The 26,194-nt window shown below is 76.9% G+C and carries 28 protein-coding genes; 16 read left to right on the top strand and 12 right to left on the bottom strand.

Translation table 11 applies throughout. From position 1 onward, the window contains the following. Nucleotides 1-18: 18 nt before the first annotated feature. The 10 genes from EDC03_RS12695 to rpmH form a co-directional block, all read right to left on the bottom strand. On the bottom strand, nucleotides 19-732 hold the full coding sequence (locus tag EDC03_RS12695) for a GNAT family N-acetyltransferase (RefSeq protein ID WP_123380601.1): 714 nt from the start codon (nucleotides 730-732) through the stop codon (nucleotides 19-21). A gap of 130 nt (nucleotides 733-862) precedes the next feature. After that, nucleotides 863-1,045 carry a hypothetical protein gene (locus EDC03_RS12690; protein WP_123380600.1) on the bottom strand — a complete coding sequence of 61 codons (183 nt, stop codon included), beginning with the start codon at nucleotides 1,043-1,045 and terminating at the stop codon, nucleotides 863-865. Then, on the bottom strand, nucleotides 1,042-2,169 hold the full coding sequence (locus EDC03_RS12685; protein WP_123380599.1) for a ParB/RepB/Spo0J family partition protein: 1,128 nt from the start codon (nucleotides 2,167-2,169) through the stop codon (nucleotides 1,042-1,044). The genes EDC03_RS12690 and EDC03_RS12685 overlap by 4 nt, the downstream gene beginning before the upstream one ends. A gap of 81 nt (nucleotides 2,170-2,250) precedes the next feature. Further along, a complete protein-coding gene (locus EDC03_RS18510; RefSeq protein WP_422393827.1) occupies nucleotides 2,251-3,342 on the bottom strand; it encodes a ParA family protein in 1,092 nt (363 codons plus the stop codon). Nucleotides 3,343-4,018: 676 nt separating this feature from the next. Continuing rightward, nucleotides 4,019-4,654, bottom strand: a complete 636-nt coding sequence (rsmG, locus tag EDC03_RS12675; protein WP_123380598.1) for a 16S rRNA (guanine(527)-N(7))-methyltransferase RsmG — start codon at nucleotides 4,652-4,654, stop codon at nucleotides 4,019-4,021. Between the two features lie 83 nt (nucleotides 4,655-4,737). Then, on the bottom strand, nucleotides 4,738-5,313 hold the full coding sequence (locus EDC03_RS12670; protein ID WP_123380597.1) for a Jag family protein: 576 nt from the start codon (nucleotides 5,311-5,313) through the stop codon (nucleotides 4,738-4,740). Nucleotides 5,314-5,456: 143 nt separating this feature from the next. Further along, nucleotides 5,457-6,680: a membrane protein insertase YidC gene (gene yidC, locus EDC03_RS12665; protein WP_123380596.1), complete on the bottom strand. Its 1,224-nt coding sequence runs from the start codon at nucleotides 6,678-6,680 to the stop codon at nucleotides 5,457-5,459. Nucleotides 6,681-6,775: 95 nt separating this feature from the next. Continuing rightward, nucleotides 6,776-7,105: a membrane protein insertion efficiency factor YidD gene (gene yidD, locus EDC03_RS12660; protein WP_241967178.1), complete on the bottom strand. Its 330-nt coding sequence runs from the start codon at nucleotides 7,103-7,105 to the stop codon at nucleotides 6,776-6,778. Then, nucleotides 7,102-7,500 carry a ribonuclease P protein component gene (locus EDC03_RS12655; RefSeq protein ID WP_123380594.1) on the bottom strand — a complete coding sequence of 133 codons (399 nt, stop codon included), beginning with the start codon at nucleotides 7,498-7,500 and terminating at the stop codon, nucleotides 7,102-7,104. Before EDC03_RS12655 ends, yidD begins: the two co-directional genes overlap by 4 nt. A 9-nt stretch (nucleotides 7,501-7,509) precedes the next feature. After that, nucleotides 7,510-7,647, bottom strand: a complete 138-nt coding sequence (gene rpmH, locus EDC03_RS12650; protein ID WP_010849920.1) for a 50S ribosomal protein L34 — start codon at nucleotides 7,645-7,647, stop codon at nucleotides 7,510-7,512. Nucleotides 7,648-8,383: 736 nt separating this feature from the next. On the opposite strand from rpmH, the gene dnaA reads away from it, so the two are divergent. The 5 genes from dnaA (at nucleotide 8,384) to EDC03_RS12625 (ending at nucleotide 14,690) form a co-directional block, all read left to right on the top strand. Then, nucleotides 8,384-9,757, top strand: coding sequence for a chromosomal replication initiator protein DnaA (gene dnaA / locus EDC03_RS17905; RefSeq protein ID WP_123380700.1), 1,374 nt, complete (start codon nucleotides 8,384-8,386; stop codon nucleotides 9,755-9,757). Nucleotides 9,758-10,393: 636 nt separating this feature from the next. Further along, a complete protein-coding gene (gene dnaN, locus EDC03_RS12640) occupies nucleotides 10,394-11,539 on the top strand; it encodes a DNA polymerase III subunit beta (protein ID WP_123380593.1) in 1,146 nt (381 codons plus the stop codon). 221 nt (nucleotides 11,540-11,760) lie between these two features. Continuing rightward, a complete protein-coding gene (gene gnd, locus EDC03_RS12635) occupies nucleotides 11,761-12,753 on the top strand; it encodes a phosphogluconate dehydrogenase (NAD(+)-dependent, decarboxylating) (RefSeq protein ID WP_422393826.1) in 993 nt (330 codons plus the stop codon). Nucleotides 12,754-12,817: 64 nt separating this feature from the next. Next, nucleotides 12,818-14,074: a DNA replication/repair protein RecF gene (gene recF / locus EDC03_RS12630; RefSeq protein WP_123380591.1), complete on the top strand. Its 1,257-nt coding sequence runs from the start codon at nucleotides 12,818-12,820 to the stop codon at nucleotides 14,072-14,074. Continuing rightward, nucleotides 14,064-14,690, top strand: coding sequence for a DciA family protein (locus EDC03_RS12625; protein WP_123380590.1), 627 nt, complete (start codon nucleotides 14,064-14,066; stop codon nucleotides 14,688-14,690). The genes recF and EDC03_RS12625 overlap by 11 nt, the downstream gene beginning before the upstream one ends. A 30-nt stretch (nucleotides 14,691-14,720) precedes the next feature. Here EDC03_RS12625 and EDC03_RS17650 read toward each other — a convergent pair whose 3' ends face one another. Both EDC03_RS17650 and EDC03_RS17645 read right to left on the bottom strand, forming a co-directional pair. Then, complete coding sequence (locus tag EDC03_RS17650; protein WP_158674291.1) at nucleotides 14,721-15,056, bottom strand: STAS domain-containing protein; 336 nt, start codon at nucleotides 15,054-15,056, stop codon at nucleotides 14,721-14,723. Beyond that, on the bottom strand, nucleotides 15,053-15,472 hold the full coding sequence (locus EDC03_RS17645) for a hypothetical protein (protein WP_158674290.1): 420 nt from the start codon (nucleotides 15,470-15,472) through the stop codon (nucleotides 15,053-15,055). The genes EDC03_RS17650 and EDC03_RS17645 overlap by 4 nt, the downstream gene beginning before the upstream one ends. 312 nt (nucleotides 15,473-15,784) lie before the next feature. Here EDC03_RS17645 and EDC03_RS12615 point away from each other — a divergent pair, with 312 nt between their 5' ends. The 11 genes from EDC03_RS12615 to EDC03_RS12565 all read left to right on the top strand — a co-directional run bounded on the left by EDC03_RS12615 (nucleotide 15,785) and on the right by EDC03_RS12565 (nucleotide 26,127). Further along, complete coding sequence (locus EDC03_RS12615; protein ID WP_123380699.1) at nucleotides 15,785-16,594, top strand: TetR/AcrR family transcriptional regulator; 810 nt, start codon at nucleotides 15,785-15,787, stop codon at nucleotides 16,592-16,594. Nucleotides 16,595-16,862: 268 nt separating this feature from the next. Beyond that, complete coding sequence (locus EDC03_RS12610; RefSeq protein ID WP_123380588.1) at nucleotides 16,863-17,366, top strand: Asp23/Gls24 family envelope stress response protein; 504 nt, start codon at nucleotides 16,863-16,865, stop codon at nucleotides 17,364-17,366. Beyond that, nucleotides 17,363-18,085, top strand: coding sequence for a hypothetical protein (locus EDC03_RS17900; protein WP_199720221.1), 723 nt, complete (start codon nucleotides 17,363-17,365; stop codon nucleotides 18,083-18,085). Before EDC03_RS12610 ends, EDC03_RS17900 begins: the two co-directional genes overlap by 4 nt. A gap of 117 nt (nucleotides 18,086-18,202) precedes the next feature. Beyond that, entirely contained in the window at nucleotides 18,203-18,382 is a 180-nt protein-coding gene (locus tag EDC03_RS12600; protein ID WP_123380587.1) for a DUF2273 domain-containing protein, read from the top strand. Beyond that, nucleotides 18,375-18,761 (top strand): Asp23/Gls24 family envelope stress response protein, encoded by a 387-nt coding sequence (locus EDC03_RS12595; RefSeq protein WP_123380586.1) that lies wholly within the window; start codon nucleotides 18,375-18,377, stop codon nucleotides 18,759-18,761. The genes EDC03_RS12600 and EDC03_RS12595 overlap by 8 nt, the downstream gene beginning before the upstream one ends. Then, the gene (locus EDC03_RS12590) at nucleotides 18,758-19,354 is read left to right on the top strand and encodes a DUF6286 domain-containing protein (RefSeq protein WP_123380585.1); all 597 of its coding nucleotides are present in this window, start codon (nucleotides 18,758-18,760) and stop codon (nucleotides 19,352-19,354) included. Before EDC03_RS12595 ends, EDC03_RS12590 begins: the two co-directional genes overlap by 4 nt. Next, on the top strand, nucleotides 19,351-19,935 hold the full coding sequence (locus EDC03_RS12585; protein WP_123380584.1) for an Asp23/Gls24 family envelope stress response protein: 585 nt from the start codon (nucleotides 19,351-19,353) through the stop codon (nucleotides 19,933-19,935). Before EDC03_RS12590 ends, EDC03_RS12585 begins: the two co-directional genes overlap by 4 nt. Nucleotides 19,936-20,047: 112 nt before the next feature. Continuing rightward, complete coding sequence (locus tag EDC03_RS12580) at nucleotides 20,048-20,239, top strand: hypothetical protein (protein WP_123380583.1); 192 nt, start codon at nucleotides 20,048-20,050, stop codon at nucleotides 20,237-20,239. Between the two features lie 473 nt (nucleotides 20,240-20,712). After that, nucleotides 20,713-22,734: a DNA topoisomerase (ATP-hydrolyzing) subunit B gene (gene gyrB, locus EDC03_RS12575; protein ID WP_123380698.1), complete on the top strand. Its 2,022-nt coding sequence runs from the start codon at nucleotides 20,713-20,715 to the stop codon at nucleotides 22,732-22,734. A gap of 109 nt (nucleotides 22,735-22,843) precedes the next feature. Next, nucleotides 22,844-25,606 carry a DNA gyrase subunit A gene (gyrA, locus tag EDC03_RS12570; protein ID WP_123380582.1) on the top strand — a complete coding sequence of 921 codons (2,763 nt, stop codon included), beginning with the start codon at nucleotides 22,844-22,846 and terminating at the stop codon, nucleotides 25,604-25,606. Then, a complete protein-coding gene (locus EDC03_RS12565) occupies nucleotides 25,603-26,127 on the top strand; it encodes a DUF3566 domain-containing protein (protein ID WP_123380581.1) in 525 nt (174 codons plus the stop codon). The genes gyrA and EDC03_RS12565 overlap by 4 nt, the downstream gene beginning before the upstream one ends. Nucleotides 26,128-26,194 lie beyond the last annotated feature (67 nt).

Genomic DNA, 26,194 nt, shown 5'->3' with positions numbered 1-26,194 from the left:
GGGCGCGGTCGGCCGCGCTCAGCGCAGGGCGGGCACCCGCACGTCGGCGAGGATCCGGTCGAGGGCGCGCTCGACGTCCTCGCGCCAGCCGAGCGCCGTCCGGAGCTCGAGCCGCAGCCGGGGGACCTCGGCGTGGTCGCGGACCACCTCGAATCCCACCTCGAGCAGCAGCCCCGCCGGCAGGAGGCACCCGCCGCCGAGGCGTGAGGACGGCACGTCCAGCGGTCCCGCGGGCGGAGCCGCAGACGCCCGTCCCGCCGGGGGGCCGGAGGGGGCAGCCCCCTCGGGCGTCCGCGCCGCGAAGGCCTCGACCGCCCGCACGCCGCGCTGCGTGAGGTCCTTGGCGGCCCCCTGCACGAGGACACGGCCGAGGCCCGTCCCGCGGTGACCGGGCAGCACGCCCCCCGTCATGAGGAGCACGGCGTCGGCTGAGACGGGGGACGTCGGCATCGCCGTCGAGCGGGGGACGTACGCCGGCGGCGCGTAGGTGAGGAAGCCGGCGAGGGCGCCGTGCTCGTGCGCCACGCGGCCGGCGGCCCCCCACTCCAGGAGCGTGCGCGACAGCCACGCCTCCTTCTCGAAGGCGCTGTCACCCCGGGCCCTCGCGGCGTCGTGCCCCTCGTCGCCCAGCTCCCACCGCACGCAGCCGCGGCACGGCTCCGGGAGCGAGGCGACGTCCGCGAGGGTGAGCGGCCCGGTGCTGCGACCGCCGTCCGCCGAGGCCGTGCTCACGACGGCGTCCGGCGCCGCCGGGCTGTGGGCGTGCCGCCGTGCTGCCCACGAGCGGTTCGCTGTTCCACGTGGAACGTGTGCGCGCCCGCTCTGCCGACGACGTTCCACGTGGAACGGCCGCGTCCCGTCCTCAGCGGGGGCTCCGGGGGTCGTACGAGGCCGGGCGGCGCGGACGCAGCAGGGCACCCGTGAAGGTGGCCGCCGCACCCAGCGACAGCCCGAGCGCCACCGAGACGAGGGCACGACCACGCGCGGTGCGCGGTGCGGGGACGACGGCGGCCCACCGCCGCAGCGCCGTGCCGGCCAGGCTCATGCCGCGCCTGCGCCCGACGGCTCGCCCGCGACCGCGTCGTGGCCGGGGGTGCCACCGGCGGTCACGTCGACGCCCTCGAGCGCCAGGGCCGCGACGATCCGCTCCAGGTCCTCCGTACCGGCGAACTCGACGGTCAGACGGCCCTTCCGCCGGCCGACCGTCACCGTCACCCGCGTCTCGAGCCGCTCCGCCAGCGCTGTGGCGACGGCCTCCGCGCGCTCGTCGGGCGCGGCGGCCGCCCGGCGGCGCGGGGCCGACGGCGTCGGGTCGCCGCCCATGGCGACGGCCTCCTCCGTGGCCCGCACCGACAGGCCCTCCGCGACGACGCGCTGCGCCAACCGCTCCATGGCCGCGGCGTCCCCGAGCCCCAGGAGGGCACGGGCGTGGCCGGCGGAGAGGACCCCCGCGGCGACGCGGCGCTGCACGAGCGGCGGCAGCCGCAGCAGGCGCAGCGTGTTGGAGATCTGCGGCCGCGAGCGGCCGATCCGTCGGGCCAGCTCGTCGTGCGTGCAGCCGAAGTCCTCGAGGAGCTGCCCGTAGGCGGCCGCCTCCTCGAGCGGGTTGAGCTCGCTGCGGTGGAGGTTCTCCAGCAGCGCGTCGCGGAGGAGGTCGTCGTCCTCGGTGCCCCGGACGATGGCCGGCACGGACTCGAGCCCCGCCTGACGGCTCGCCCGCCAGCGCCGCTCGCCCATGACGAGCTCGAAGCGTGCGCCGCCGTCGACCTCGTCGGCGGGGACGGGGCGGACGACGACCGGCTGCAGGACGCCGACCTCGCGGATGGACTGCTCGAGCTCCGCGAGGTCGTCCTCGTCGAAGACCTGGCGGGGCTGGCGGGGGTTGGGCCGGACGTCGTCGAGGCGGACCTCGGCGAGCCGGACGCCCGGGACACCCACGAGCGCCGGCTCGTCGTCCGCCGACGGCGCCGCGGCGGGCGCGGCGTCGGCCGGCGGCGGGCCGGTGTCCTCCGGCCGGCGTGGCGCGGCTTCGGGCGCCGACGCGACGTCCGACGCGCCCTCGCGCGGCTCGGGCGCCCGGAAGAACACGTCGCTGGGCCGGTCGCCCTCGGGCCCGGCGGGGATCAGCGCCCCGAGCCCTCGTCCCAGCCCACGTCGTCGGTCCGCCACGTCCCCTGCTCCTGTCGCTCGGTCGTGCTGCCGGGCGCCCGGCGGGCGACCCGGTCGTCGGCCCCCGCGGGGACCGGCCGGTCAGGCGCGGGCGGAGGCCCGCGGCAGCCGCTCGGCCAGCTCGCGCGCGGCCGCCAGGTAGGACAGCGCGCCGCTCGAGCCAGGGTCGTAGGTCATCACGGTCTGGCCGTACGAGGGCGCCTCCGACACGCGGACGGACCGCGGCACCGTCGTGCCGAGCACCTGCTCGGGGAAGTGCTCGCGCACCTCCTCGGCCACCTGCGCCGCCAGCCGGGTCCGGGCGTCGTACATGGTGAGGAGGATGGACGAGACGTGCAGGCCCGGGTTGAGGTGCCGCGTGATCATCGAGATGTTCTTCAGCAGCTGGCTCAGCCCCTCGAGCGCGTAGTACTCGCACTGGATCGGGATGAGCACCTCCTCGGCGCAGACGAAGGCGTTGAGCGTGAGGAGCCCGAGGCTGGGCGGGCAGTCGACGAAGACGTAGTCGGGGGCCGGCTCGCCCGCGGCGCGCAGCCGGTCGAGGTAGCCCTGCACGGCCGACCGCAGCCGCGTCTCGCGCGCCACCATCGAGACCAGCTCGATCTCCGCACCGGCCAGGTCGATGGTCGCGGGCGCGCAGAGCAGCCCGGGGACGTCCGGGCAGGGCTGCAGGACGTCCTCGAGCGGGACCTCGTCGACGAGCACGTCGTAGAGGCCGACGACGTCGCTGTGGTGCTCGACGCCCAGCGCCGTCGAGGCGTTGCCCTGCGGGTCGCTGTCGAGGACGACGACGCGCAGGCCGGCCTGCGCCAGGGCGGCGGCGACGTTGACGGTCGTCGTCGTCTTGCCGACCCCGCCCTTCTGGTTCGCCACCGTCAGCACCCGGGTCCGCGGCGGGGCGGCGATGGGACGCCCGTGGAGCTCGATGCGGCGACGGGCGTCCTCGGCCACCTCGCGGGCGAGCGGGGTGAGGTCGTCGCCGTCGGGCAGGGACCCGGCGAGCTCCGCCCGGCGGGCGTCCTCCTCGCCGGCGATCTCGGCCGCCGTCAGCACGGCCGCGGGGTCGTCGCCGTCCGCGGTCGGGGCCGCCGACGCGAGGGGGGCGGCCGCGGCCGCGGTGTCGCGCGTCCCGGGCGCGGGGTCCGTCGGAGGGACGGCGGGGGCGGACGCCACGCCGCTCGCGGGGTCGTCCTCGTCCGCCCCGCCGACGCGGGCGGTGACGGGGGCCGACTCGCCGGACGCCGTGGCCGCGGCGACCGCGACGCGGAGGGCGTCGGCCTCGAGGGCGGCGACGTCGTCCGGCACGCCGTCGACCGGGACCGCCAGGACGTCCGGGGGCTCGGGGACGTCCGGGGCCTCCGCGACGTCCGGGGCCTCCGGGTCGTCGCTCGGCGTGCCGCCGTCGGACGCGGCCACCCCGTCAGCCGTCGCGTCGACGGCTGCCTCCGCGGGCGGCCGCGCGGGCGGGACGTCGGCCGTCGAGGTCGCGTCCGTCCCCACGGGTCCGGGGACCCCGCCCACGCCGTCGTCGGACGACGGGACCGCACGGCCGTGGACGGCCTCGGTCACCTCGGCGATCGCCGTTCCACGTGGAACGGCCGGCCAGCCGAGCTCACCGGGCCGGGGGCCCGAGGCCGCGAGGGGCTGCCAGCCGACCGGCGCCGCCGACGTCCCTGCAGGGTCGACCGGCGCCGTCGGCGGCGTCCCGGCTCCTGCCGTCGTCGCTGCCGTCCCGGCTGAGGGGAGTCCCCGCACCTGCGCCGCACCTCCACCGCGCCGGCCTCCCGGCCCACGCCCTCGTCCTGCCACCACCTCGCCCGTGCCGGGCCCCGGCGGGACGGCGCGGACGTCAGCCGCGCCGGCGCCGGGCCGGTCGGCGGTCCCCGACCCTAGCCCGGACGACGGTGGTGACCTCGTCCAGCACCCCGTCGCCGCAGGTGACGACCTCGGGCTCGAGCAGGCCGGCCCGCGCCACGGCGGCCCGGTGCTCGACGACCTCGTCGGCCGCCGAGGAGCCCTTGATGGCCAGGACCTGGCCGCCGGGCGCCGTCAGCGGCGCGCACCACCGGGCCAGGCGGTCGAGCGGGGCGACGGCGCGGGACGTCACGACGTCGGCGCTCTCCCGCCCGACGAGCTCCTCGGCGCGAGCCCGCACGACGCGCACCCGCAGCGCGGGGGCGATACCGGCGCCGTCGACGACGCGCACGGCGTGCTCGAGCCAGGCCACCCGCCGCTGGAGCGAGTCGACGAGGACGAGCTCGAGGTCGGGGCGGGCCATGGCGAGGACCAGCCCGGGCAGCCCGGCGCCGCTGCCGACGTCGAGGACCCGGACGCCCTCGGGGACGAGCTCCCCGAGCACGGCGCAGTTGAGGACGTGCCGGGTCCACAGGCGCGGCACCTCCCGCGGGCCGACGACGCCGCGGAGGACGCCCTCGCCCGCCAGCTCGGCGACGAGCCGGCGCGCCTGCTCCAGCCCGGCGCCCATGACCCGGGCCGCCTCCGGGGGCTCCGGCGGCAGCCCGCCGTCCTCCGCCGGGACGGCGGGGCCGCCCGCGCCCTGCGTGCCGCTCAGGACGCCGTCACCACGACGTGCCGGCGGTCGGCGAGCCCCTCGGACTCCGACACGAGGCCCGCCTCGGCGACGACGTCGTGGACGACCTTGCGCTCGTAGGGGTTCATGGGGTCCAGGTGCACGGCCGCCGCACCGCCGCGGACCTCCTCGACGGCGTCCTGCGCCAGCCGCGTGAGCACCCCCCGGCGCTGGTCGCGGTAGCCGCCGACGTCGAGGACGAGCCGGCTGCGCTCGCCCGTCCGCGTCTGCACCGCGAGGCGGGTCAGCTCCTGGAGCGCCTCGAGGACCTCGCCCTCGGGGCCGACGAGCCGGGTGAGGGAGCCGGGCGCGTCCTCGGCCACGACCGAGACCGCGGCGCGGCCGTCCGCGACGTCGATGTCGATGTCGCCGTCGAGGTCGGCGATGTCGAGCAGCTCCTCGAGGTAGTCGGCCGCGACGTCGCCCTCCTCCTCGAGGCGGGCGCGGCGGTCGCCCGCCGGCGCCTGCTCCGACGCCGACGCGTCCACGGCCGCCGCGGCCGTGCCGTCCTCGGGCCGCTCCGCCGCGGTCCCCGTGCTGTCCGCCGTGCTCATGCGCTCTCCTCCGTCGTGCCCCCGTGCTGCCGGGGGAAGGGTGCGGGGCGGGCCGGCCCGGGCGCCGTCGCCCGGGCCGGGTCCCGCCGTGCCGTCCTGCGCCCCGCCTCGACGCGGGGCCCTGCTGGTGCGGTGCCGGGCGGTCAGGCGCGCCGGGCGCCGCGGCCCTGGCCGGGCCGCGACGACGACGGCCGACGGCGGGCGCTGCCGCTCCCGGCCGGTCGTCCCGACGCCCCGCGCGGGGACGACGGCCCGTCGGCGGGGCGGGCCCCGCCGTCCGTGCCCTCCCCGCCGGGCGTGCCCTTCGTGCCCTTCGGCCCCTTGGCGCCGCCCGTGCCCGGCGTCCCGTCGACGGGGGCCGCGGCGTCGCCCGTCCCGGCGCCGTCCGCCGTGCCGTCCGTGCCCTGCGGGGTGCCCGGCCTGCGCTGGCGGTCCTTGCGGCGCGGCTGGACGCGCTGACCACGGGGGGCCCCGTCGGCGGCCGCCGCGGGCCCCGTGGGCGCGTCGCCCGTGAGCTCGGCGACGGTGACGCCCTTCTTGCGGGCCTTGCGCTCGAGCAGCTTCGTCTCGGCCTCGGAGCCCGGCGCGGGCATGTTGCGGATGACGTAGAACTGCTGGCCCATCGACCACAGGTTCGTCGTGAGCCAGTAGAGCAGGACGCCGATGGGGAAGTTGACGCCCGTGACGGCGAAGACGAGCGGCAGGACGTACAGGAGGATCTTCTGCTGCTGCGCCATCGGGTTGTCGGCCATGGAGGCCGGCATGTTCTTCATCATCAGCTGGCGCTGGGTCGTGAAGGTCGTCGCCGACATGAGGACGATGAGCAGGACCGTGACGACCTTCGTCGTGACGTCGTCGCTGCCGAGGAAGGTCGACGACAGGGGCGCGCCGAGGAGCGTGGAGGCCTCCGCCTGCGCCGCGACCTCCTGCGTCATGCGGCCGATCGGCTCGCGGGCGCCGGTGGCGATCGCGCTCAGGCCGTTGAGGACCTGGAAGAGCGCGAAGAAGATCGGCATCTGCAGGAGGATCGGCAGGCACGACGCGAAGGGGTTGGTGCCGGCCTTCTTGTAGGCCGCCATCGTCTCCTCGGTCATCTTCTGACGCGAGGCCGGGTCCTTCTTGTTCTTGTACTTGGCCTGGATCCGCTTGACCTCGGGCGCGACGAGCTGCATGCCGCGCGACGCCTTGATCTGCTTGACGAACAGCGGGATGAGGACGATCCGGATCACCACGACGAGCGAGACGATCGACAGGGCCCACGTCACGCCGGAGGTGGCGGACAGGCCGGCGGCCGTCAGCAGGTCGTGCGCCCCGACCATGATCCAGGCGACGACGAGTTCGATGGGGTAGAGAAAACCGAGCTGCATGGTCTCCTGCCGAGGTGGTCGACCGCGGGCCGGCGGGTCCGGGAGCGGTCGTGGTGGGCCGGGCGGGACGAGGGGTCGACGCCGGGGTGCCGGCGTCAGGCCTGCGGGGAGGGGCGGTCCGGCGACCCCCTCGGAGGGACGTGGTCGACCCCCCCGGAGTTCCAGGGGTGGCACCGCGCGAGCCGCCGTGCCGCCAGGAGCGTCCCCCGGACGGCGCCGTGCTCCTCGAGGGCGCGGACGGCGTACGCCGAGCACGACGGGTAGAAGCGGCACACCGGCGGGTACCAGGGCGACACGACGAGCTGCCAGGCCCGGACGAGGCCCCGTAGGACGCGGGCCGGGACGGCGGCGGGGCCGGCCGGCCGCGCCGTGACCCGGGCCTCCCGCGTCCCGGCGTCCGCCCGCACGGCGTCGCCGCTCCTCACGGCGTCCCCGCCCGGCGGGCACGCCGGCGCGAGGCGGACCTCAGCGCGCCGTCGAGGTCCTCGGCGAGCCGGGCCCCGTCGGCGTCGGCGGCCGGCGGGAGCGCCCGGACGACGAGCTCGGTGCCGGGGGGCAGCCCGTCGAGCCGGGCGGCCACGAGGTGCTGCAGCCGGCGCCGGACGCGGTTGCGGACGACGGCGCCGCCGACGGCGCGGGAGACGACGAACCCCGCCGCCGCAGGACGCGGTGACGGGGTGGTCGTGGGGTCGTCGTCGTCCGTCCCCGCCCGCGGGGGGGCCAGGTGGACGACGAGCGTGCTGCGGCCGGCCCGGTCGCCGCCGCGCACCGCGCGCCCGAAGGCGTCAGCGGTGCGCACGCGGCGGGCCGCCGGCAGCACGCGCCCGTCTCAGGCGGACAGCTCGGCGCGACCCTTGCGGCGCCGGGCGGCGAGGATGGCGCGGCCGGCGCGGGTGCGCATGCGCAGGCGGAAGCCGTGGGTCTTGGCCCGGCGGCGGTTGTTGGGCTGGAAGGTGCGCTTGCTCACGGCGTCTCCACGGGTCGGCGCGCTGGGTGAGCGCACGTGCGGTCGGTGCTGGTGGTCCTCGGTGGTGCGGGGCGCTGCCGTCCCTGCCCACCGGCGCCGTCGCCGAGGTGGCGGGGGCGGGAGGAGGGCAGCGGGCAGCAGGGCCCGGACCGCAGCACGGTACGGGCGGGCGGCGCCCGGGGTCAAACGGCGCGGGGACCCGGCGCAGGACCTGGTGGGGCGCGCGCGGGCGACGTCGCGCCGCGCTGTCGGGGCGACGTCGCCGGTGGTCCCGGGGCCGGGACGAGGGGACGCCGCGAGAGCCTTCGATCCTCGCCCTCCGGCATGTAGTGTCCGCGGACCGACACGCCGTCGGGCCGGACGACCGCTGCCGCGGGGCCGGCCGCAGGGGTCGGACGACGTCGCGTCGGGGGCCGCGCAGCCGCGCCCCGACGGCGACGCCCCGTGTGCTACCCACAGGTGTGGACAAGTCTGTGGACGGCGTCCTCCTCGTGAGGGCCGCCCGACGCGGCCCGGCGCCACGGCGGCGGCGCGACCTGTGCACGACGGCCCCGGTGGCCCGCCCCGGCGGGCACGATGCCGCGGGCCGGCCGCCCGGTCGCGCGTGCGACCGTGGGGCGGCAGGACGAGCACGGCCGCCGGCACCACCCGGGGGACCACTGGCGGCACGAGGAGACGCGTGAGCACGGACGCCGGCACGGAGCAGGGGGACCTCGCGGTCGCCTGGGGGCGCGCGATGGCGCGCCTGCGGACGGACGAGCGCATCACCGCCGCCCACCGCGGCTTCCTCCACCACACCCGCCCGCTGGGCCTCATCGACGGCACGCTGCTGCTCGTCGTCCGGGACGAGCTGACGAAGAACGTCCTCGAGCAGCGCGTCCGCGACACCGTCGTGGGGGTCGTCGGCGAGGAGCTCGGGCGCCCGGTGCGCCTGGCCGTCACCGTCGACACGTCGATGGAGGACGTCCCGGCCCCGGAGGCGGCGCCCGACGAGGACGACGAGGTCCCCGAGGTCCCCGACGACGAGCCGCCGCCCGCCGCCGTCCGGCCCCGCGACCCCAGCCGGCCGAGCGAGCCCACCCGGCTCAACCCCAAGTACACCTTCGACAGCTTCGTCATCGGCGCCTCCAACCGCTTCGCCCACGCGGCGGCGGTCGCCGTGGCCGAGGCGCCCGCGAAGGCCTACAACCCGCTGTTCGTCTACGGGGAGTCGGGGCTCGGCAAGACGCACCTGCTCCACGCCATCGGCGACTACGCCGCCAAGCTCTGGCCGGGCGTCCGGGTGCGGTACGTGAACTCCGAGGAGTTCACCAACGACTTCATCAACTCGATCCGCGACGACAAGGCCTCGGCCTTCCAGCGCCGGTACCGGGACGTCGACGTGCTGCTCATCGACGACATCCAGTTCCTGTCGAACAAGGTGCAGACGCAGGAGGAGTTCTTCCACACCTTCAACACGCTGCACAACGCGGACAAGCAGGTCGTCGTCACGAGCGACCTGCCGCCCAAGCAGCTGTCGGGGTTCGAGGAGCGCATGCGGTCCCGCTTCGAGTGGGGGCTCATCACCGACGTCCAGCCGCCCGACCTCGAGACCCGCATCGCCATCCTCCGCAAGAAGGCGGTGGGCGACGAGCTCCAGGCGCCCGACGACGTCCTCGAGTTCATCGCCAGCAAGATCTCGACGAACATCCGCGAGCTCGAGGGCGCCCTCATCCGCGTGACGGCCTTCGCCAACCTCAACCGCCAGGGCGTCGACCTGCCGCTGGCCGAGGTGGTCCTCAAGGACCTGCTGACCGACACGGGCACCGGCGTCATCACCGTCGCGACGATCATGGCCCAGGCGTCGGACTACTTCGGCGTGACGATGGAGGACCTCGCCGGGGCCTCGCGGTCGCGCACGCTCGTCACGGCCCGCCAGACCGCCATGTACCTGTGCCGCGAGCTGACCGACCTCTCGCTCCCCAAGATCGGGCAGGCCTTCGGCGGGCGGGACCACACGACGGTCATGCACGCCAACCGCAAGATCCGCGAGCAGATGGCCGAGCGCCGGTCCACCTTCAACCAGGTGACCGAGCTGACGAACCGCATCAAGCAGCAGCACCGCACCTGAGGCCGGCCGCGTCGCCGTCCGTCCCCTGTCACGCCCCGTCGCGCCCCGCAGCCCCCGCCGGCCCCCGCCGGACGGGGGCTGCGGCGTCCCGGACCCTCCTGGGCGACGCCCCGGGCACGCGGCGTGCACCCGCCAGGGGGACCGAGCGTGACGTCCGCCGTACCCCACGGTCACCGGCGTCGCTCCGCGTCATCTCCCACAGGTGTGCACAAGGCTGTGGACATCTGTGGACCCCGCCCCGTCGTCGTGCACACCCCCGTGGACGGACGCCCCCGCACGGCCGTCCGTGCACAGACGGGCCCCGGGTGGTCCGGGCGCCGCCACCAGGTCGTCCCGAGGGCGACACGCCTGCCGACCTGCGAGGTCACCCCGTCGTCCACACCGTCCACACCACCGATGACGTTGACGAGCCTCCCCGTGACGACATCTGCCCGCGCACACCAGGGAGGACCCCGACCTGGGGACGAGCGCCGGGGGCCCCCAAGGGCCGGAGCGGGTGCGTCCGCCTCCCCCGCTCCTCGCGCGCCCGGGCACCGCCTGCTGCCGTAGGGTCGGCGACCGCGCCCGGGACTGCTGCCGGGCACCGGTGCCCGCCGGCGCGACCAGCGCCCGGGCGGTGACGAGGGGCGGTCCGTCGTGAGGTTCAGGGTCGAGCGCGACGTGCTCGCGGAGGCAGTGACCTGGACCGCCCGGTCCCTCCCCACCCGGCCGCCGGTGCCGGTGCTCGCGGGCCTCGTGCTCGACGCCGACGCGGGCGGCACCCTCTCGCTCGCGGGCTTCGACTACGAGGTCTCCGGCCGGGTCGAGGTGGCCGCCGACGTCGACGAGCCGGGCCGCGCGCTCGTCTCCGGCCGGCTGCTCGCCGACATCGCCCGCTCGCTGCCGGGCCGCCCGGTCGAGGTCGTCAGCGAGGGCGCGCGCGTCACGCTCACCTGCGGCGCGAGCCGCTTCCAGCTCCTCACCATGCCCGTCGAGGAGTACCCGGCGCTGCCGGCGCTGCCCGACGCCAGCGGCACCGTCGCGGGCGACGTCCTCACGCAGGCCGTCGGCCAGGTCGTCGTCGCCGCGAGCCGCGACGAGACGCTGCCGATCCTCACCGGCGTCCGGCTCGAGATCGAGGGCGACCGGCTCACGCTCCTGGCCACCGACCGCTACCGGCTCGCCATGCGGGAGCTGCCCTGGCGACCGGCCACGCCCGGGGCCTCGGCGACGGCGCTCGTCCGCGCCCGCACGCTGTCGGAGGTGGCGCGGTCGCTCGGCTCCGGCGGCGGCGAGGTCGTCGTGGCCCTGTCCGAGGGCCGCTCCGGCGGTGGCGGCGGGGAGCTCATCGGCTTCGAGGCCGGCGGCCGCCGCACGACGTCGCTGCTCGTCGACGGCGAGTACCCCAAGGTGCGCTCGCTCTTCCCGGCCGAGGCCGCGGTCCGCGCCGTCGTCGCCCGCGAGGACCTCGTCGGCGCCGTGCGGCGCGTGAGCCTCGTCGCCGAGCGCAACACCCCCGTCCGGCTGTCCTTCTCCGAGGGCCAGGTGGTCCTCGAGGCCGGTGCCGGCGACGACGCCCAGGCCAGCGAGGCGCTCCCCGCGACGCTGGACGGCGACCCTCTGGAGATCGCCTTCAACCCGGCCTTCCTCCTCGACGGGCTGGGCGCCATCCCCACGAGCCACGTGCGCCTGTCCTTCACCCAGCCCACCAAGCCCGCGGTCCTCACGGGCCAGGAGGAGGCGGAGGGCGACGACGACCCCGGCTACCGCTACCTCCTCATGCCCGTCCGGATGGCCGGCTGACCCCTCGGGGAGCACGCTCGAGGGCGGGCGGCACGGCGGGCCCGACCGCCCCTCACCGACGCCGACCGGCCCGGAGCACCCGGGGCCGGCACGCGGCACGACCCCGCCCCCGGGCGGGAAGGAGAGCGATGAGCACGCAGAGCACGACCGACCAGGCGACGTCCCCCACCGACGCCCCCGACGGCGGCACGGCGTCCGCCCCGCCCGTGCGCCACCTCGGCATGGTCGGCCTCGGCCGGATGGGCGGCGGCATGCGCGACCGGCTGCGCGCCGGCGGCGTGGAGGTCACCGGCTACGACCGCGACCCCCAGGCCACCGACGTGGAGAGCCTCGAGGCCCTCGTCGCCGCGCTGCCCGCGCCGCGCGCCGTGTGGGTCATGGTCCCGGCCGGCGCGGTCACCTCGGGCGTCGTCGACGAGCTCGCCCGCCTGCTCGAGCCCGGCGACCTCGTCGTCGACGGCGGCAACACGAAGTGGACCGACGACGAGGTGCACGCGCGGCAGCTGCACGAGGTCGGCGTCCGCTTCGTCGACTGCGGCGTCTCCGGCGGGGTCTGGGGCCGCGAGGCCGGCTACGGCCTCATGTGCGGCGGCGACGCGGCCGACGTCGAGCGCCTCCTGCCCGTCTTCGACGCGCTGCGGCCGGAGGGCCCCCGCGAGGAGGGCTACGTCCACGCCGGCGCGGTCGGCGCGGGGCACTACGCGAAGATGGTCCACAACGGCATCGAGTACGGCCTCATGCAGGCCTACGCCGAGGGCTTCGAGCTCCTGCGGGCCAAGGACCTCATCACCGACGAGGCCGGCTGCTTCCAGGCGTGGACGCGCGGCACGGTCGTCCGCTCCTGGCTGCTGGACCTCCTCGTGCGGGCGCTCGACAGCGACCCGGACCTCGAGCGGATCACCGGCTACGTCGACGACTCCGGCGAGGGCCGCTGGACGGTGCAGGAGGCCGTCGAGAACGGCGTCCCCGCCCCCGTCATGAGCGCGTCCCTCTTCGCCCGCTTCACCTCGCGGCAGGACGACTCCCCCGCGATGAAGGCCGTGGCGGCGCTGCGGAACCAGTTCGGCGGGCACGCCGTCCACGAGGCCGGCCCCAGCTCGGGCGGCGGCGACCTCGGCGACGCGACGACCGACCGCAGCACGGGCCGTTCCGCCGAGGACGCGGCGCACGCCGGGCCGACGTCCGGCGGCGGCGAGGTCGACCACACCGCCTGAGCCACCCGGCCGGCGGGCACGGCGGGCAGCAGGACGGCGGAGGTCGAGGGCAGGAGGACGCGCGGTGCACGTGGCGCACCTCCAGCTCGTCGACTTCCGCAACTACACGGCCGCCGACCTGCCGCTGGAGCCGGGCGTGACGGCGCTCGTCGGGCCCAACGGCCAGGGCAAGACGAACCTCGTCGAGGCGCTGGGCTACGTCGCCTCGCTGTCGAGCCACCGCGTCGCCCAGGACGCGCCGCTCGTGCGGGCCGGCGCCGAGCGCGCCGTGGTGCGGGCCGCCGTCGTGCGGGACGGGCGGTCGCTGCTGGCGGAGGTCGAGATCACGCCGGGGCGGGCGAACCGCGCCCGGCTCGGGCGCAGCGCGCTCCCCCGGGCGCGCGACCTCGTCGGCACCCTGCGGACGGTCCTCTTCGCGCCGGAGGACCTCGCCCTCGTCAAGGGCGACCCCGAGGGGCGCCGCCGCTTCGCCGACGACCTGCTCGTCCTCCTCGCGCCCCGGCTCGCCGGCGTGCGGGCCGACTACGACCGGGCGCTGCGGCAGCGCAACGCCCTCCTGCGGTCGGCGGGCGCCACCGCGGCCGCGCGCCGCGGGGCCGGTCCGCTGCCCGGCATCGAGGTGTGGGACGCCCAGCTGGCCGCGCTGGGGGCGGACCTGCTCTCGGCCCGGCGCTACCTCCTGGCCCGGCTCGCCCCGTACGTGGCCCGCGCCTACGACGCCGTCGCCGAGACGGACGGCGGCGGCACGGCCGTGGGCGCGGCCTACCGCGGCTCCCTCGCCGAGCACCGCGGCGAGGGCGAGGAGGACCTGTCGGCCGAGGCGGCGCGGGAGGCCGGCGCGGCGCCCCGGGACGTCCTCGCGGCGCAGCTGCTCGAGGCGATGGCCGACCTGCGGCGCCGGGAGGTCGAGCGCGGCCTCACCCTCGTCGGGCCCCACCGCGACGACGTCCTGCTCTCGCTGCGCGGGCTGCCGGCGCGCGGCTACGCCAGCCACGGCGAGTCGTGGTCGCTCGCGCTGGCGCTGCGGCTCGGGGCCTACGAGCTGCTGCGCAGCGAGGGCCCCGGGACGCCGTCGGAGCGCGAGCCCGTCCTCGTCCTCGACGACGTCTTCGCCGAGCTCGACGGCCGCCGCCGGGCCCGCCTGGCCGAGCTCGTCGCGCCGGCCGAGCAGGTCCTCCTCACGGCCGCCGTGCCCGAGGACGTGCCGGCGCAGCTCACCGGACGACGGGTCGGCGTCAGCGCGGGCTCCCTGAGCCTGCCCGCGGCGACGGCCGTTCCCGCGGGCACGACGGGGGCGGGGGGCGACGACGGTGGCGGCTGAGGCGGACGGGCCGGACGACCCCGCGGACGACCCCGCGGACGACCGGGCACCGACGCCCGCCGCGGGGCCGGCCGGCGCCGAGGTGTCGGAGGAGGTCTCGGCCGAGGCCGTCCGCGCCGCGCTCGGGCGGGCCCGCGCCGCCGCGCGCGCCCGCGGCGACGTGCGCGGCGCCCCGGGCACCGGGCGCTCCGGCGCGGCCGCGCGGCGCGAGGCCCGGCGGCGGGGCGGGCCGGCGATGTCGGGGGCGGGGCCGGACGCGCGCGACCCGCAGACGGCGCGCACGAGCGTCGACCGGCTCGTCGGCGAGATGGGCTGGTCCGCGCCCGTGGCCGTGGGCGGCGTCGTCGGCCGCTGGGAGCAGGTGGTCGGGCCCGAGGTCGCGGCCCACGCGACGCCCGAGCGCTTCGCCGACGGCGTCCTCCTCGTCCGCGCCGACTCCACGGCGTGGGCGGCGCAGCTGCGCCTGCTGGAGCCGGTCATCGCCCGCCGTCTCGACGAGGAGCTCGGCGCCGGTGTCGTCACGCGGCTGCAGGTCAAGGGCCCGGGGGCGCCGTCGTGGGGGCGGGGGCCGCGCCGCGCCGCGGGCGGGCGGGGCCCGCGCGACACCTACGGGTGACGTCGGGCGGCCGTCGGCGCGACCGGGGCGTCAGGCGTAGGAGAAGGCGCCCGTGAGGCCGAGCAGGGCGAGCAGGGACGCCACGAGGCCGTCGGGCACGACGTCGCGGAGCACGAGACGACCGTCCGGCGCGGCGGCGCGCAGCCGGAGGACCAGGTCGACCCCCGCGGAGTCGACGAAGGCGACCTCGCCCACGTCGACGACCCGGACCGTGCCCGCCAGGGACGCGACGAGGGGCTCCGCGGCGACGACCGCCGCGTGGTCGACGTCGCCGGCGAGCCGCAGGACGCCCGGCTCGTCCGGGTCCGCCCGCACGGCCGGCGGCCCCGACGGCGCGAGGGCCCCCGCGGCGGCGTCGGCGCTCACGACGGCGGCAGGAGGGAGTGGGCGGACCCGCCCTCGCGGACGGTGCTGCCCGTGCCCGGGTCGACGTCGGTGTCCCCGGCCGGCGAGAGGCCGTAGTGCCGGTACAGGCGCACCTCGGCCGGGCCGTCCAGGTGGTCGGCGTCCTCGAGGCGCGGGGAGCCCAGCACCTGCGCCGCCGTGACGTCGAGCGTGAGGATGCCGCGGGCGTACGAGGCGCTGGCCAGGGGGGCCGCCGTGACGCCGCTGTCGTCGGCCGGGCGCAGCTCGTCGACGAGCCGGACCGCCACCCACGTCGGCCGGCCGGTGTGGTCGTCCCAGTAGAGGTCGACCACCCGTCCCAGCGTGCGGCCCTCGCGGTCGACGGCCGCCGCCTGGGCGACCAGCAGCGCCTGGTCCTCGGTGATGGGCCTGGGCATGACGGGCTCCTGTCCGTGGCGCGGTCTCGGCCGGGACTCGGGGACCGCGCCGCCGGCAGCCCGCCTGCTGTGGAGGGCACGCCGTCGGTGGTCCGTCGTGGGTGTGACCGGGGCCTTCGGGGCCACGGTGCCGACGGACCGCAGATTACATCGTAAAGGTGATCGTGTCGTTCACGATTCACCCTCCCGGTGGTGCGGAGCGCCTCCTCCGGTCGCGGCAGGAGGGGGTCCCGGTGGGAGACTCGTCCCGACCCGGGCGGTCGGCGCGATCTGCGACGGGACCCGACGAGGCGACGACGAGGGGTGGCGGGCATGGCTCCGGCGTCACGACGTGGTGCCCCGCCGCCCTCCGACGGGCCCGGCGGCGGCTCCACCCGTCGCCGTCCCTCCCTCTCCAAGAGCGCGGTCCTCGAGGCCGCCGTGGACTTCGTCGACCGCTACGGCCTGGCGGAGCTGTCGATGCGGAAGCTCGGCGCCGCCCTCGACGTCGAGGGCATGGCGCTGTACCGCTACGTGCGCAGCCGCGACGAGCTGCTCGACGCCATGGTCGACCGCGTCATGGACCAGCTCTACGCCGACCCGTCGGTCCTCCTCGCCGACGGCGACGACTGGCGCGAGTTCCTCCGCAAGATCGCCGAGGGCATCCGCCGCGTCGCGCACGAGCACCCGGCCCTCTTCCCCCTGCTCGCCACGCGGGCGCCCACGGCGCCGTGGATCCGCCCGCCGCTGCGCAGCCTGCGGTGGGTCGAGGGCTTCCTGTCGGGCCTGCTGTCCCGCGGCTTCGACGAGGAGGCCGCGGTCTACGCCTACCGCGCCTTCGGCAGCTTCCTCGTGGGGCACCTGCTCGTCGACGTCGCCGCGGCCGAGAACGTGTCCCCGGGCTCGCAGGTGGCCAGCCCTCGCGACCCCGAGGGCGGGGCCGGGCTCGACGGCGCCGACGCCGGCGCCGCCGCCGTCGGCCCGCCCGGCGAGCCCGTGGCCGCCTACCCGGTCATCGGCCGCCTGGCGGACCGCCTGGCCGTCGAGGACCTCGGCGAGGAGTTCGACGACGCGCTCGAGGCGCTGCTCGACCGGCTCGACGCCGCGCGCGGGCGGCTCGCCCCGTCCGCCCCCTCCGCCTGACGTCCGCCTGACGCCCGCCGGCGCGCCCGGCCGGCCGGGGCGGTGCCACCGACCGTTGCCCCCGGCACCCCTCCCACCGCACGGGTGACCACGCCGCGGGCGCCCCCCGCGCTTCCGGTGGCGGGTCGCTCGGACCGCCCCTAGCGTCGTCACCCGTAGACGTCTTACGACGTAAACACGGCGGGACCGCAGGGGTCGCGCCGGTCCGCACGTGCGGCGCCGCCGGCGCCGCAGGCCAGCCCGCCCGGGCTGAGACAGGGGTCATGCCATGAGCCAGAGCACCTCCTCGTCCTCCTCGTCCGCCGCCACGAGCACGGCTCGCAGCGCCGGCCACGCGTCCTCGACGGGCTCGGAGCTCGCGACGACGCAGGGGACCACCTCCATCGCCGACCAGGTCGTCTCGAAGATCGCGGGCATCGCGACGCGCGAGATCTCCGGCGTCCACGCCCTCGGCGGCGGCGCGGCCCGCACCATCGGCTCGCTCCGCGAGCGCATCCCCGGCGCCAAGACCAACGTCTCGCAGGGCGTGTCGGTCGAGGTCGGCGAGAAGCAGGCCGCCGTCGACATCACCCTCGTCGCCGAGTACGGCATCGCCATCGCGGACCTGGCCGCCGGCGTCCGCCGCAACGTCATCTCCTCCGTCGAGCGGATGACGGGCCTCGACGTCACCGAGGTCAACGTCGAGGTCGTCGACGTCTTCGTGCCGGGTCTCGACGACTCGGACGACGACGACGCCGACGACCAGCCGCAGCGCACCTCGCGCGTCCAGTGACGCCCGCCGAGCGGGCCGACGGGGCAGGCACCACCGGCCCGGCCGACCCCGCGGACGCCGTCGCGGCGGCCGTCCTCGCGGTCGACGGCGTCGTCTCCCTCCACGGCGGCGCGTTCGGCGAGGTGGCGACCCTCCTCCCGGGCCGTCGCGTCGCCGGGGTGCGGCTCGCCGACCCGGCCGCGGACGGCGACGGGCGGCCCAGCGAGGTCCACGTCGTCGCCAGCGCCGAGGTCCCGGTCACGGAGACGGCCGCCGCGGTGCACGCGGCGGTCACCCCGCTGGTCAGCGGCCCGGTGCACGTCGTCGTCGAGGACGTCATGACGGCGGCGGAGCTGGCCGAGCAGCGCGAGCGCGAGGAGCGCGAGCGCCGCGAGCGCGAGCAGGCGGAGGCCGAGAAGGCCCGGCGTGCCGAGCGCCGCGAGGCCGAGCGGGCCGAGGCCGGGCGCGAGCAGGCCGAGGCGGACCGCGAGCGCGCGGCCCGTCGCGCGGAGGACGACGCCGAGCAGGCGCGCCGCGAGGAGCAGGACGAGCAGGACGCGCCCGCCGGGCAGGACGGGGAGCGGTCCGGGAGGACCGTCCCGGCCGCCGCCCCCGGGGACGGCACCCCTGCCGTCGTCGTCGTGGCCGAGACCGCCGAGGTCACCACCTCGGCGGACGGGCAGGACGCGTCGGTGCACGTCACCGAGCACGACCAGCAGCCGCCCCGCGACGGCTCCTGACCACCCGCCCGCGCGGCCGGCCCTCGCCGGCCGCGCGGCCCCGGGGCGCCCCCGCCCCGCGCGCCCGCGCCGACCCGGCGCCCCCGCGAGCACCCCCGAAACCTCTCTGGAGTCGTCATGCCCCAGTCCCTGACCGGTCTCTTCGTCGGTCTCATCCTCGCGCTCGTGGCCGCCGTCGGCGGCTTCGGCTACTTCCTCCTGGCCGTGGTGCTCGGCGCCGTCGGCCTCGCCGTGGGCGCGCACCTCGAGGGCCGCCTCGACCTCTCGTCCGTGCTGTCCGGCCGAGGCCGTGGCTGACGGCGCGGAGCGCGGCCGGGGCGAGGCGGGGGGCCGCGGCACGCTGACCGTGGCCGACAAGGTCGTGGAGAAGCTCGCCCGCTGGGCCACGCTGCAGGTCGAGGGCGTGGCCCCGCAGGACGCGACGACGAGCCGCCTCGGCTCCGTCCTCGGTCGCGGGTACCCCTCCGTCGACGTCGACCGCGCCGGCACGCGCGCCACCGTGGACGTCGAGGTGGCCGCCGTCTGGCCGCAGCCGGCCGACGCCGTGGCCGGCCGCGTGCAGGAGGCGGTCCGTCGCAGCCTGCGGGAGCACGTGTCCGTCGACGTCGACAGCGTCGCCGTCACCGTCGCCGACCTCGCCCGTGCGGCGGGGCCCGGCCAGAGGAGCGTCCGATGACCACCACGACCGGCCCCCGCACCGCCCCCGCCACGGGGTCGGGCGACCGGGGCACCGGGGCGCGCACCATGCGCCCCGCGCCCGCCCGGACCGGGGCGGGGCGCGTCCCCGTCCTCGCCGCGGTCGTCGCGGTGCTCCTGCTCGCGCTCGCCGTCGTGCTCGTCCGCGACGCGCTCGTGGGCCTCGGCACCCTCGCCGGCTCGCCGTGGCTGCCCGCCGCCGTCGAGGCGCTCGTCGGCCTGACCCCCTCGGCGGCCGTCGCCGTCGTCGGCGTCCTCGTCGCCCTCGTCGGGCTGTGGCTCCTGCTGCAGGGCTTCCGCCGCCGCACGCGCTCCGAGGTCTCCGTCCGCTCGCAGACCGGCGTCTTCACCGGCACGAGCGACGTCGCCCGCCTCGCCTCCGGCGCCGCACGGTCCGTCGACGGCGTGCTCGACGCGTCGTCGAGCGCCTCCCTGCGCTCGGTGACCGTCAAGGTCGTCGGCACGGGGGACGTGCAGGCGCAGGTCCAGGAGGCCGTCACCCGCCGCCTGTCCGCGCTCGACCCCGCCCCGCGCGTCCGCGTCCGGGCCACGACCGACGGGAGCTCCTCGTGAAGCGCAGCGTCCTGGGCCTGGACCGGGTCGTCCTCGTCCTGCTCGGCCTCCTCGTCCTCGCGGTCGGCCTCGTCGTCGCCGCCTGGGGCGCCGGCCTGCTCCCGCGGGTCTGGGACCGCTCCCCGGACGAGGTCACCCTCGCCACCGCCACGGACGCCTTCGCCGCCTCGTGGTGGCCGGGGGCCTCCCTCGCCGCGGGCGTCGTCCTCGGCCTGCTCGCGCTGTGGTGGCTCGTCGCGCACCGCACGCACCGCTCGGTCGGCGACCTCCGCCTGCAGGGCAGCACGCCCGCCGACCCGCGCCGGGTCGACGGCTCCGCCGCCGCGGCCACCGCGGCGGACGTCATCGCCGAGACCCACGGCGTCCGCTCGGCCGGCGGCAAGGTGGTGGCCGACCGCGGCCACCTCGTCGCCGAGCTGAAGGTGACCGTCGAGCCCGACGCCGACCTCACCACCGTGGCGGCCGCGGCCGACCGCACCATGGGCGAGCTCGCGACCGTCCTCGGCCGCGACGACGTCACGGCCCGCGTCCACCTGGACGTCGCCCGCACCAGCCGCGGCTCCCGCCGGCAGCTGGCCTGACCGCCGCCGGGGGGCGTCCGCCCCCCGGCGCGGCCCGGCGGCCGGACCCGGGCCCACCCGGCGCCCGGCCGCCGCGCACGACCCCGCACCAGCCGAGACCCCGGAGGCCCCCGTGCCCGTCATCGCCAACCTCGTCCGCCGCTACGCGGTCGCCGCCGTCGTCCTCCCGCTGGCCGCCAAGGGCCTCGGGGCCGCCGGCCGCCGCCTCGAGGCGAGCCGCGGGCCCGGCCTGCTCCCCAAGATCCTCCAGGGCGGCGGCCGCCTCGCGGAGCAGCAGCGCGGCCGGGGTCGCGGCCACCGCTGAGGCCCTGCCCGGGTCGGCCCGGCGCGGTCCCGGGCCGCCCTCGGCCCGCCCGGGCCGAGCACGTACCCCTCCCCGCGCGGCACCTCGCGGCGGCCCTGAGGCCGACCAGGGCCCGCAGGGGGCGGGTCGGGCCCGTCCGGGGCCCGCGCCGGAGCCGGCCGGCGACCCCTCGCGGGGTACCATGGTCGTGATCAGCGGGGCTGCGCCCGGTGCGCCCGCGGGTGCGCGGAGCGGCAGGGACCGCGTCGGCCAGCCGGAAGGACCCCGCCCGCGTGAGCACCGGAGCAGACGGCAGCCCTGCGACGCCGGAGGAGCCGGGCGTCCCGCACGTCCCCCCCACCGGTGACGCCGCCGGGGTCCAGGACCCCGCGCAGCTGGGCGAGGACGACGTGGCCGACGCGGCGGGCGTCGCGCCCGTCACCCAGGACGGCGCCGGGCTCGACCCGTCGGCCGACCCCGAGGCGGCCGCCTCGCTGGCCGACCGGGTCGAGGGCAGCTACGGCGCCGACGCGATCACCGTGCTCGAGGGGCTCGAGGCGGTCCGCAAGCGCCCCGGCATGTACATCGGCTCCACGGGCGAGCGCGGCCTGCACCACCTCGTCTACGAGGTCGTCGACAACGCCGTGGACGAGGCCCTCGCCGGGTACTGCAGCCACATCGAGGTCGTCCTCCTCGCGGACGGCGGCGTCCGTGTCACCGACGACGGCCGCGGCATCCCCGTCGACGTCCACGCCACCGAGGGCCGGTCCGCCGTGGAGGTCGTCCTCACCGTCCTCCACGCCGGCGGCAAGTTCGGCGGCGGCGGGTACGCCGTCTCCGGCGGGCTCCACGGCGTCGGCGTCTCCGTCGTCAACGCGCTGTCGGAGAAGCTCGAGGTCGAGGTCCGGCGGCAGGGGCACGTCTGGCGCCAGCGCTACCACCTCGGCGTCCCCGAGGCCCCGCTCGCGAAGGGCGAGGAGACCGACGAGACGGGGACGCGCGTCACCTTCTGGCCGAGCCCGACCGTCTTCGAGACCACCGTCTACGACTACGAGACGCTGCGCGGCCGCTTCCAGCAGATGGCGTTCCTCAACAAGGGCCTCACGATCTCGCTGGCCGACGAGCGGGCGGGCCACGGTCGCGGCGAGCCCGTCCCGGGCGCGGTGGACGAGAGCACCGACGAGGCGGCCGACGTCGCGGAGGACGGCGCCCAGCGCGGGGTGACGTACTGCTACCAGGGCGGGCTCGTCGACTACGTCACGCACCTCAACGCCGCGAAGAAGGTCGAGACCGTCCACGACGGCGTCATCTCCTTCGAGTCCGAGGACGCCGAGCGCCAGATCGACGTCGAGATCGCCATGCAGTGGACGGGCGCCTACTCGGAGAGCGTCCACACCTACGCGAACACCATCAACACGCACGAGGGCGGCACCCACGAGGAGGGCTTCCGCTCCGCGTTGACCTCGCTCGTCAACCGCTACGCGCGGGCGAAGAACCTCCTGCGGGAGAAGGACGACAACCTCACCGGCGACGACATCCGCGAGGGCCTCACCGCGGTGATCTCCGTCAAGCTCGGCGAGCCGCAGTTCGAGGGGCAGACGAAGACCAAGCTGGGCAACACCATCGCCCGCACCTTCGTCCAGCAGGTCGTCGGCACCGAGCTGGGCGACTGGCTGGAGCGCAACCCCGGGGCGGCGCGGGACATCATCCGCAAGTCGCTGCAGGCCTCGGCGGCCCGGATGGCGGCCCGCAAGGCCCGTGAGGCCACCCGGCGCAAGGGCCTGCTCGAGTCGGGCGGCATGCCCGGCAAGCTCAAGGACTGCCAGACCCGCGACCCCGCGCGCTCGGAGATCTTCATCGTCGAGGGCGACTCGGCCGGCGGCTCGGCCGTCCGCGGCCGCAACCCCGAGACCCAGGCGATCCTCCCGATCCGCGGCAAGATCCTCAACGTCGAGAAGGCGCGGCTGGACCGCGCCCTCGGCAACCGCGAGGTGCAGGCCCTCATCACGGCGTTCGGCACGGGCATCGGCGAGGAGTTCGACATCGCCCGCCTGCGCTACCACAAGGTCGTGCTCATGGCCGACGCCGACGTCGACGGCCAGCACATCGCGACCCTGCTCCTGACGCTGCTCTTCCGCTACATGCGGCCCCTCATCGAGGGCGGGCACGTCTACCTCGCGCAGCCGCCGCTCTACCGGCTCAAGTGGACGCAGGGCGAGCACCAGTTCGTCTACTCCGACCGCGAGCGCGACGCCATGGTGAAGGAGGGCACGGCCGCCGGCCGTCGCCTGCCGAAGGACAACGGCATCCAGCGCTACAAGGGCCTGGGCGAGATGGACTTCTCCGAGCTGTGGGAGACGACCATGGACCCCGACCAGCGCACGCTGCGCCAGGTCACCATCGGCGAGGCCGCCGGGGCGGACGAGATCTTCTCCGTCCTCATGGGCGAGGACGTCGAGTCGCGCCGCTCCTTCATCCAGCGCAACGCCAAGGACGTCCGCTTCCTCGACATCTGAGGCGGCGGGCCGCGCCCCCCGCCGGGCGCGCGGCCCGCCCCGACGTCCCCGCCCCGCCCGGGCGCCCCGCCGCGGGCCCGGCCCCCGCACCGAACGGACAGGACCCGCCATGAGCGAGACGACGCCGCCCCCCACCGACCGGGTCGAGCCGGTCGACCTCCAGATGGAGATGCAGCGCAGCTACCTCGACTACGCGATGAGCGTCATCGTGGGGCGGGCGCTGCCGGAGGTGCGCGACGGCCTCAAGCCGGTGCACCGCCGCGTCCTCTACGCCATGTACGACGGCGGGTACCGCCCGGACCGAGGCTTCAACAAGTGCAGCCGCGTCGTCGGGGACGTCATGGGGCAGTACCACCCCCACGGCGACAGCTCGATCTACGACACCCTCGTGCGCCTCGCGCAGGACTGGACGCTGCGGTACCCGCTCGTCCAGGGCCAGGGGAACTTCGGCTCGCCGGGCAACGACCCCGCGGCGGCCATGCGCTACACCGAGTGCCGCCTCGCGCCGCTGGCCATGGAGATGGTCCGCGACATCGACCAGGACACGGTCGACATGGGCGCCAACTACGACGGGCGCACGCAGGAGCCGCTCATCCTGCCGAGCCGGTTCCCCAACCTCCTCGTCAACGGCAGCGCCGGCATCGCCGTCGGCATGGCGACGAACATCCCGCCGCACAACCTGCGCGAGGTCGGCGCCGGCGTGCAGTGGTACCTCGAGAACCCGCAGGCCACGAAGGAGGAGCTGCTCGAGGCGCTCCTCGAGCGGGTCAAGGGCCCCGACTTCCCCACGGGTGCGCTCATCGTCGGGCGTCGGGGCATCGAGGACGCCTACCGGACCGGTCGCGGCTCGATCATGATGCGCGCCGTCGTCGAGGTGGAGGAGGTCGCGGGGCGCACCTGCCTCGTCGTCACCCAGCTGCCGTACCAGGTCAACCCCGACGACCTCGCGGAGAAGATCGCCGACCTCGTCCGCGACGGCCGCATGGCCGGCATCGCCGACATCCGCGACGAGACCTCCGGCCGCACGGGCCAGCGCCTCGTCGTCGTCCTCAAGCGGGACGCCGTCGCGAAGGTCGTCCTCAACAACCTCTACAAGCACACGTCGCTGCAGCAGAGCTTCGGCGCCAACATGCTGGCGCTCGTCGACGGCGTGCCGCGGACGCTCTCGCTCGACGGCTTCGTCCGGTACTGGGTCGAGCACCAGGTCGAGGTGATCGTCCGGCGGACCCGCTACCGGCTCCGCCAGGCCGAGGAGCGGGCCCACATCCTGCGCGGCCTCGCCAAGGCGCTCGACCTGCTCGACGAGGTCATCGCCCTCATCCGCGCCGCCGCCACGGTCGACGTCGCCCGCGACGGGCTCATCGAGCTGCTCGCCATCGACGAGGTGCAGGCCCGCGCCATCCTCGACATGCAGCTGCGCCGCCTGGCCGCCCTCGAGCGGCAGCGCATCGTCGACGACCTCGCCGCGCTCGAGCGCGACATCGCCGACCTCAAGGACATCCTCGGCTCGCCGCAGCGCCAGCGGGACATCGTCTCCGCCGAGCTCGCGGAGATCATCGAGCGCTACGGCGACGAGCGGCGCACGGAGATCGTGCCCTTCGACGGGGACATGTCCGCCGAGGACCTCATCCCCGAGGAGGAGGTCGTCGTCACCATCACGCGCGGCGGCTACGCCAAGCGCACCCGGACCGACGCGTACCGCTCGCAGCGGCGCGGCGGCAAGGGCGTGCGCGGCACCGCGCTGCGCGGGGACGACGTCGTCGAGCACTTCTTCACGACGACGACGCACCACTGGCTGCTCTTCTTCACCAACCACGGCCGGGTGTACCGCGCCAAGGCCTACGAGCTGCCCGAGGGCTCGCGCGACGGCCGCGGCCAGCACGTGGCCAACCTCCTGGCCTTCGCGCCGGGGGAGCAGATCGCCCAGGTCCTCGACCTGCGCGACTACGAGCAGGCGCCCTACCTCGTCCTCGCCACCCGCCGCGGCCTCGTCAAGAAGAGCCGGCTGGCCGACTACGACTCCCCGCGCTCCGGCGGGCTCATCGCCATCAACCTCCGGGGGGCGCAGACCGCCGAGGCGGACGTGGCGGTCGACGGCGGCGACGTCGAGGGCGACGAGGCCCCGCCCGCGGCGGTGGCCGTGGGCGGCGACGAGCTCGTCTCCGCGGTGCTCGTGGACGCCACCGACGACCTGCTGCTCGTCTCGCGGCGCGGGCAGTCGCTGCGCTTCACCGCCTCCGACGAGGCGCTGCGGCCCATGGGCCGGGCCACCTCCGGCGTCACGGGCATGCGCTTCCGCGAGGGCGACGACCTCCTCGCCCTCGGCGTCGTGCCGCAGGGCGCGACGACGGACGTCTTCGTCGTCGTGGAGAACGGCATCGCCAAGCGCACGCCGGTCGACGCCTACCGCGTCCAGGGCCGCGGCGGCTACGGCATCAAGGTCGCCCGCCTCTCCGAGCGCGGCGGCGACCTCGTCGGGTCGCTGCTCGTCGAGGACGGCGACGAGGTCCTCGTCGTCATGGGCCGCGGCCGGATCGTCCGCAGCCGGGTGGACGAGGTCCGTCCCACCGGGCGCGACACGACGGGCGTGCGCTTCGCGACGCCGGACGCCGGCGACGCGATCATCGCCGTCGCCCGCAACGCCGAGCGCGTCATCGAGGAGGAGGTCGAGGCCTCGGAGGGGGCCGGCGACGCCCCGGCCGACGGGTCACAGGTGGGCGACGACCCGTCCGTGGACGCCGCGGCGCGGGACCTCGGCGAGGACGATGGTCTAGCGTCGGGCGACGACGGAACCGCCCACGGGGGCGACGGCGAGCCCGGGCCGAGCGACACGGCCCACGGCGACGCCGACGAGCGAGGGGACGAGGCGTGAGCGCGAGCCAGGCGCAGACCCAGCGGGGCGGCGGCCGCGCCGCCGGCGGGGGCGACCGCCCGGGCCGGTCCGGCGGCGGTGACGCCGACCGCGGCGCCCGTCCGCAGGCCGGCCCCACCCGCACGGACGACACCCGGGGCGACGCCCGCCCGCCGAAGGTCTCGCAGCGCAAGGTGCGGCTGTCGGTCTCCCGCGTCGACCCGTGGTCGGCGCTCAAGCTCTCGTTCCTGCTGTCCGTCGTCGTGGGCATCGCGCTCGTCGTCACGACGGCGGTCCTGTGGACGGTCCTCGACGGGATCGGGCTCTACGACAGCGTCAACTCGATGATCGCCCAGCTCTCGGGCACGGGGGACGTCGACGTCACCGACTTCGTCGGCTTCACGCAGGTCGTCTCCGCGGCGACCGTCGTGGCCGTCGTCGACGTCGTGCTCCTCACGGCGCTGGCCACGCTCGGCGCCGTCGTCTACAACATCTCGGCGGCGCTCGTCGGCGGGCTGCGGGTCACCCTCACCGACGACTGACGGCCGGCCCGCCCGCGCCGGCCCGTCCGGGGGCGGTCCGGTTCGGCTCCCCGGCCGAGGTGGGGTA

It is taken from the genome of Pseudokineococcus lusitanus (assembly GCF_003751265.1).
Lineage (GTDB): Bacteria > Actinomycetota > Actinomycetes > Actinomycetales > Quadrisphaeraceae > Pseudokineococcus > Pseudokineococcus lusitanus.
Note: the sequence above shows the minus strand (reverse complement) of the source record. Positions and strands in the feature narration are given on the sequence as shown.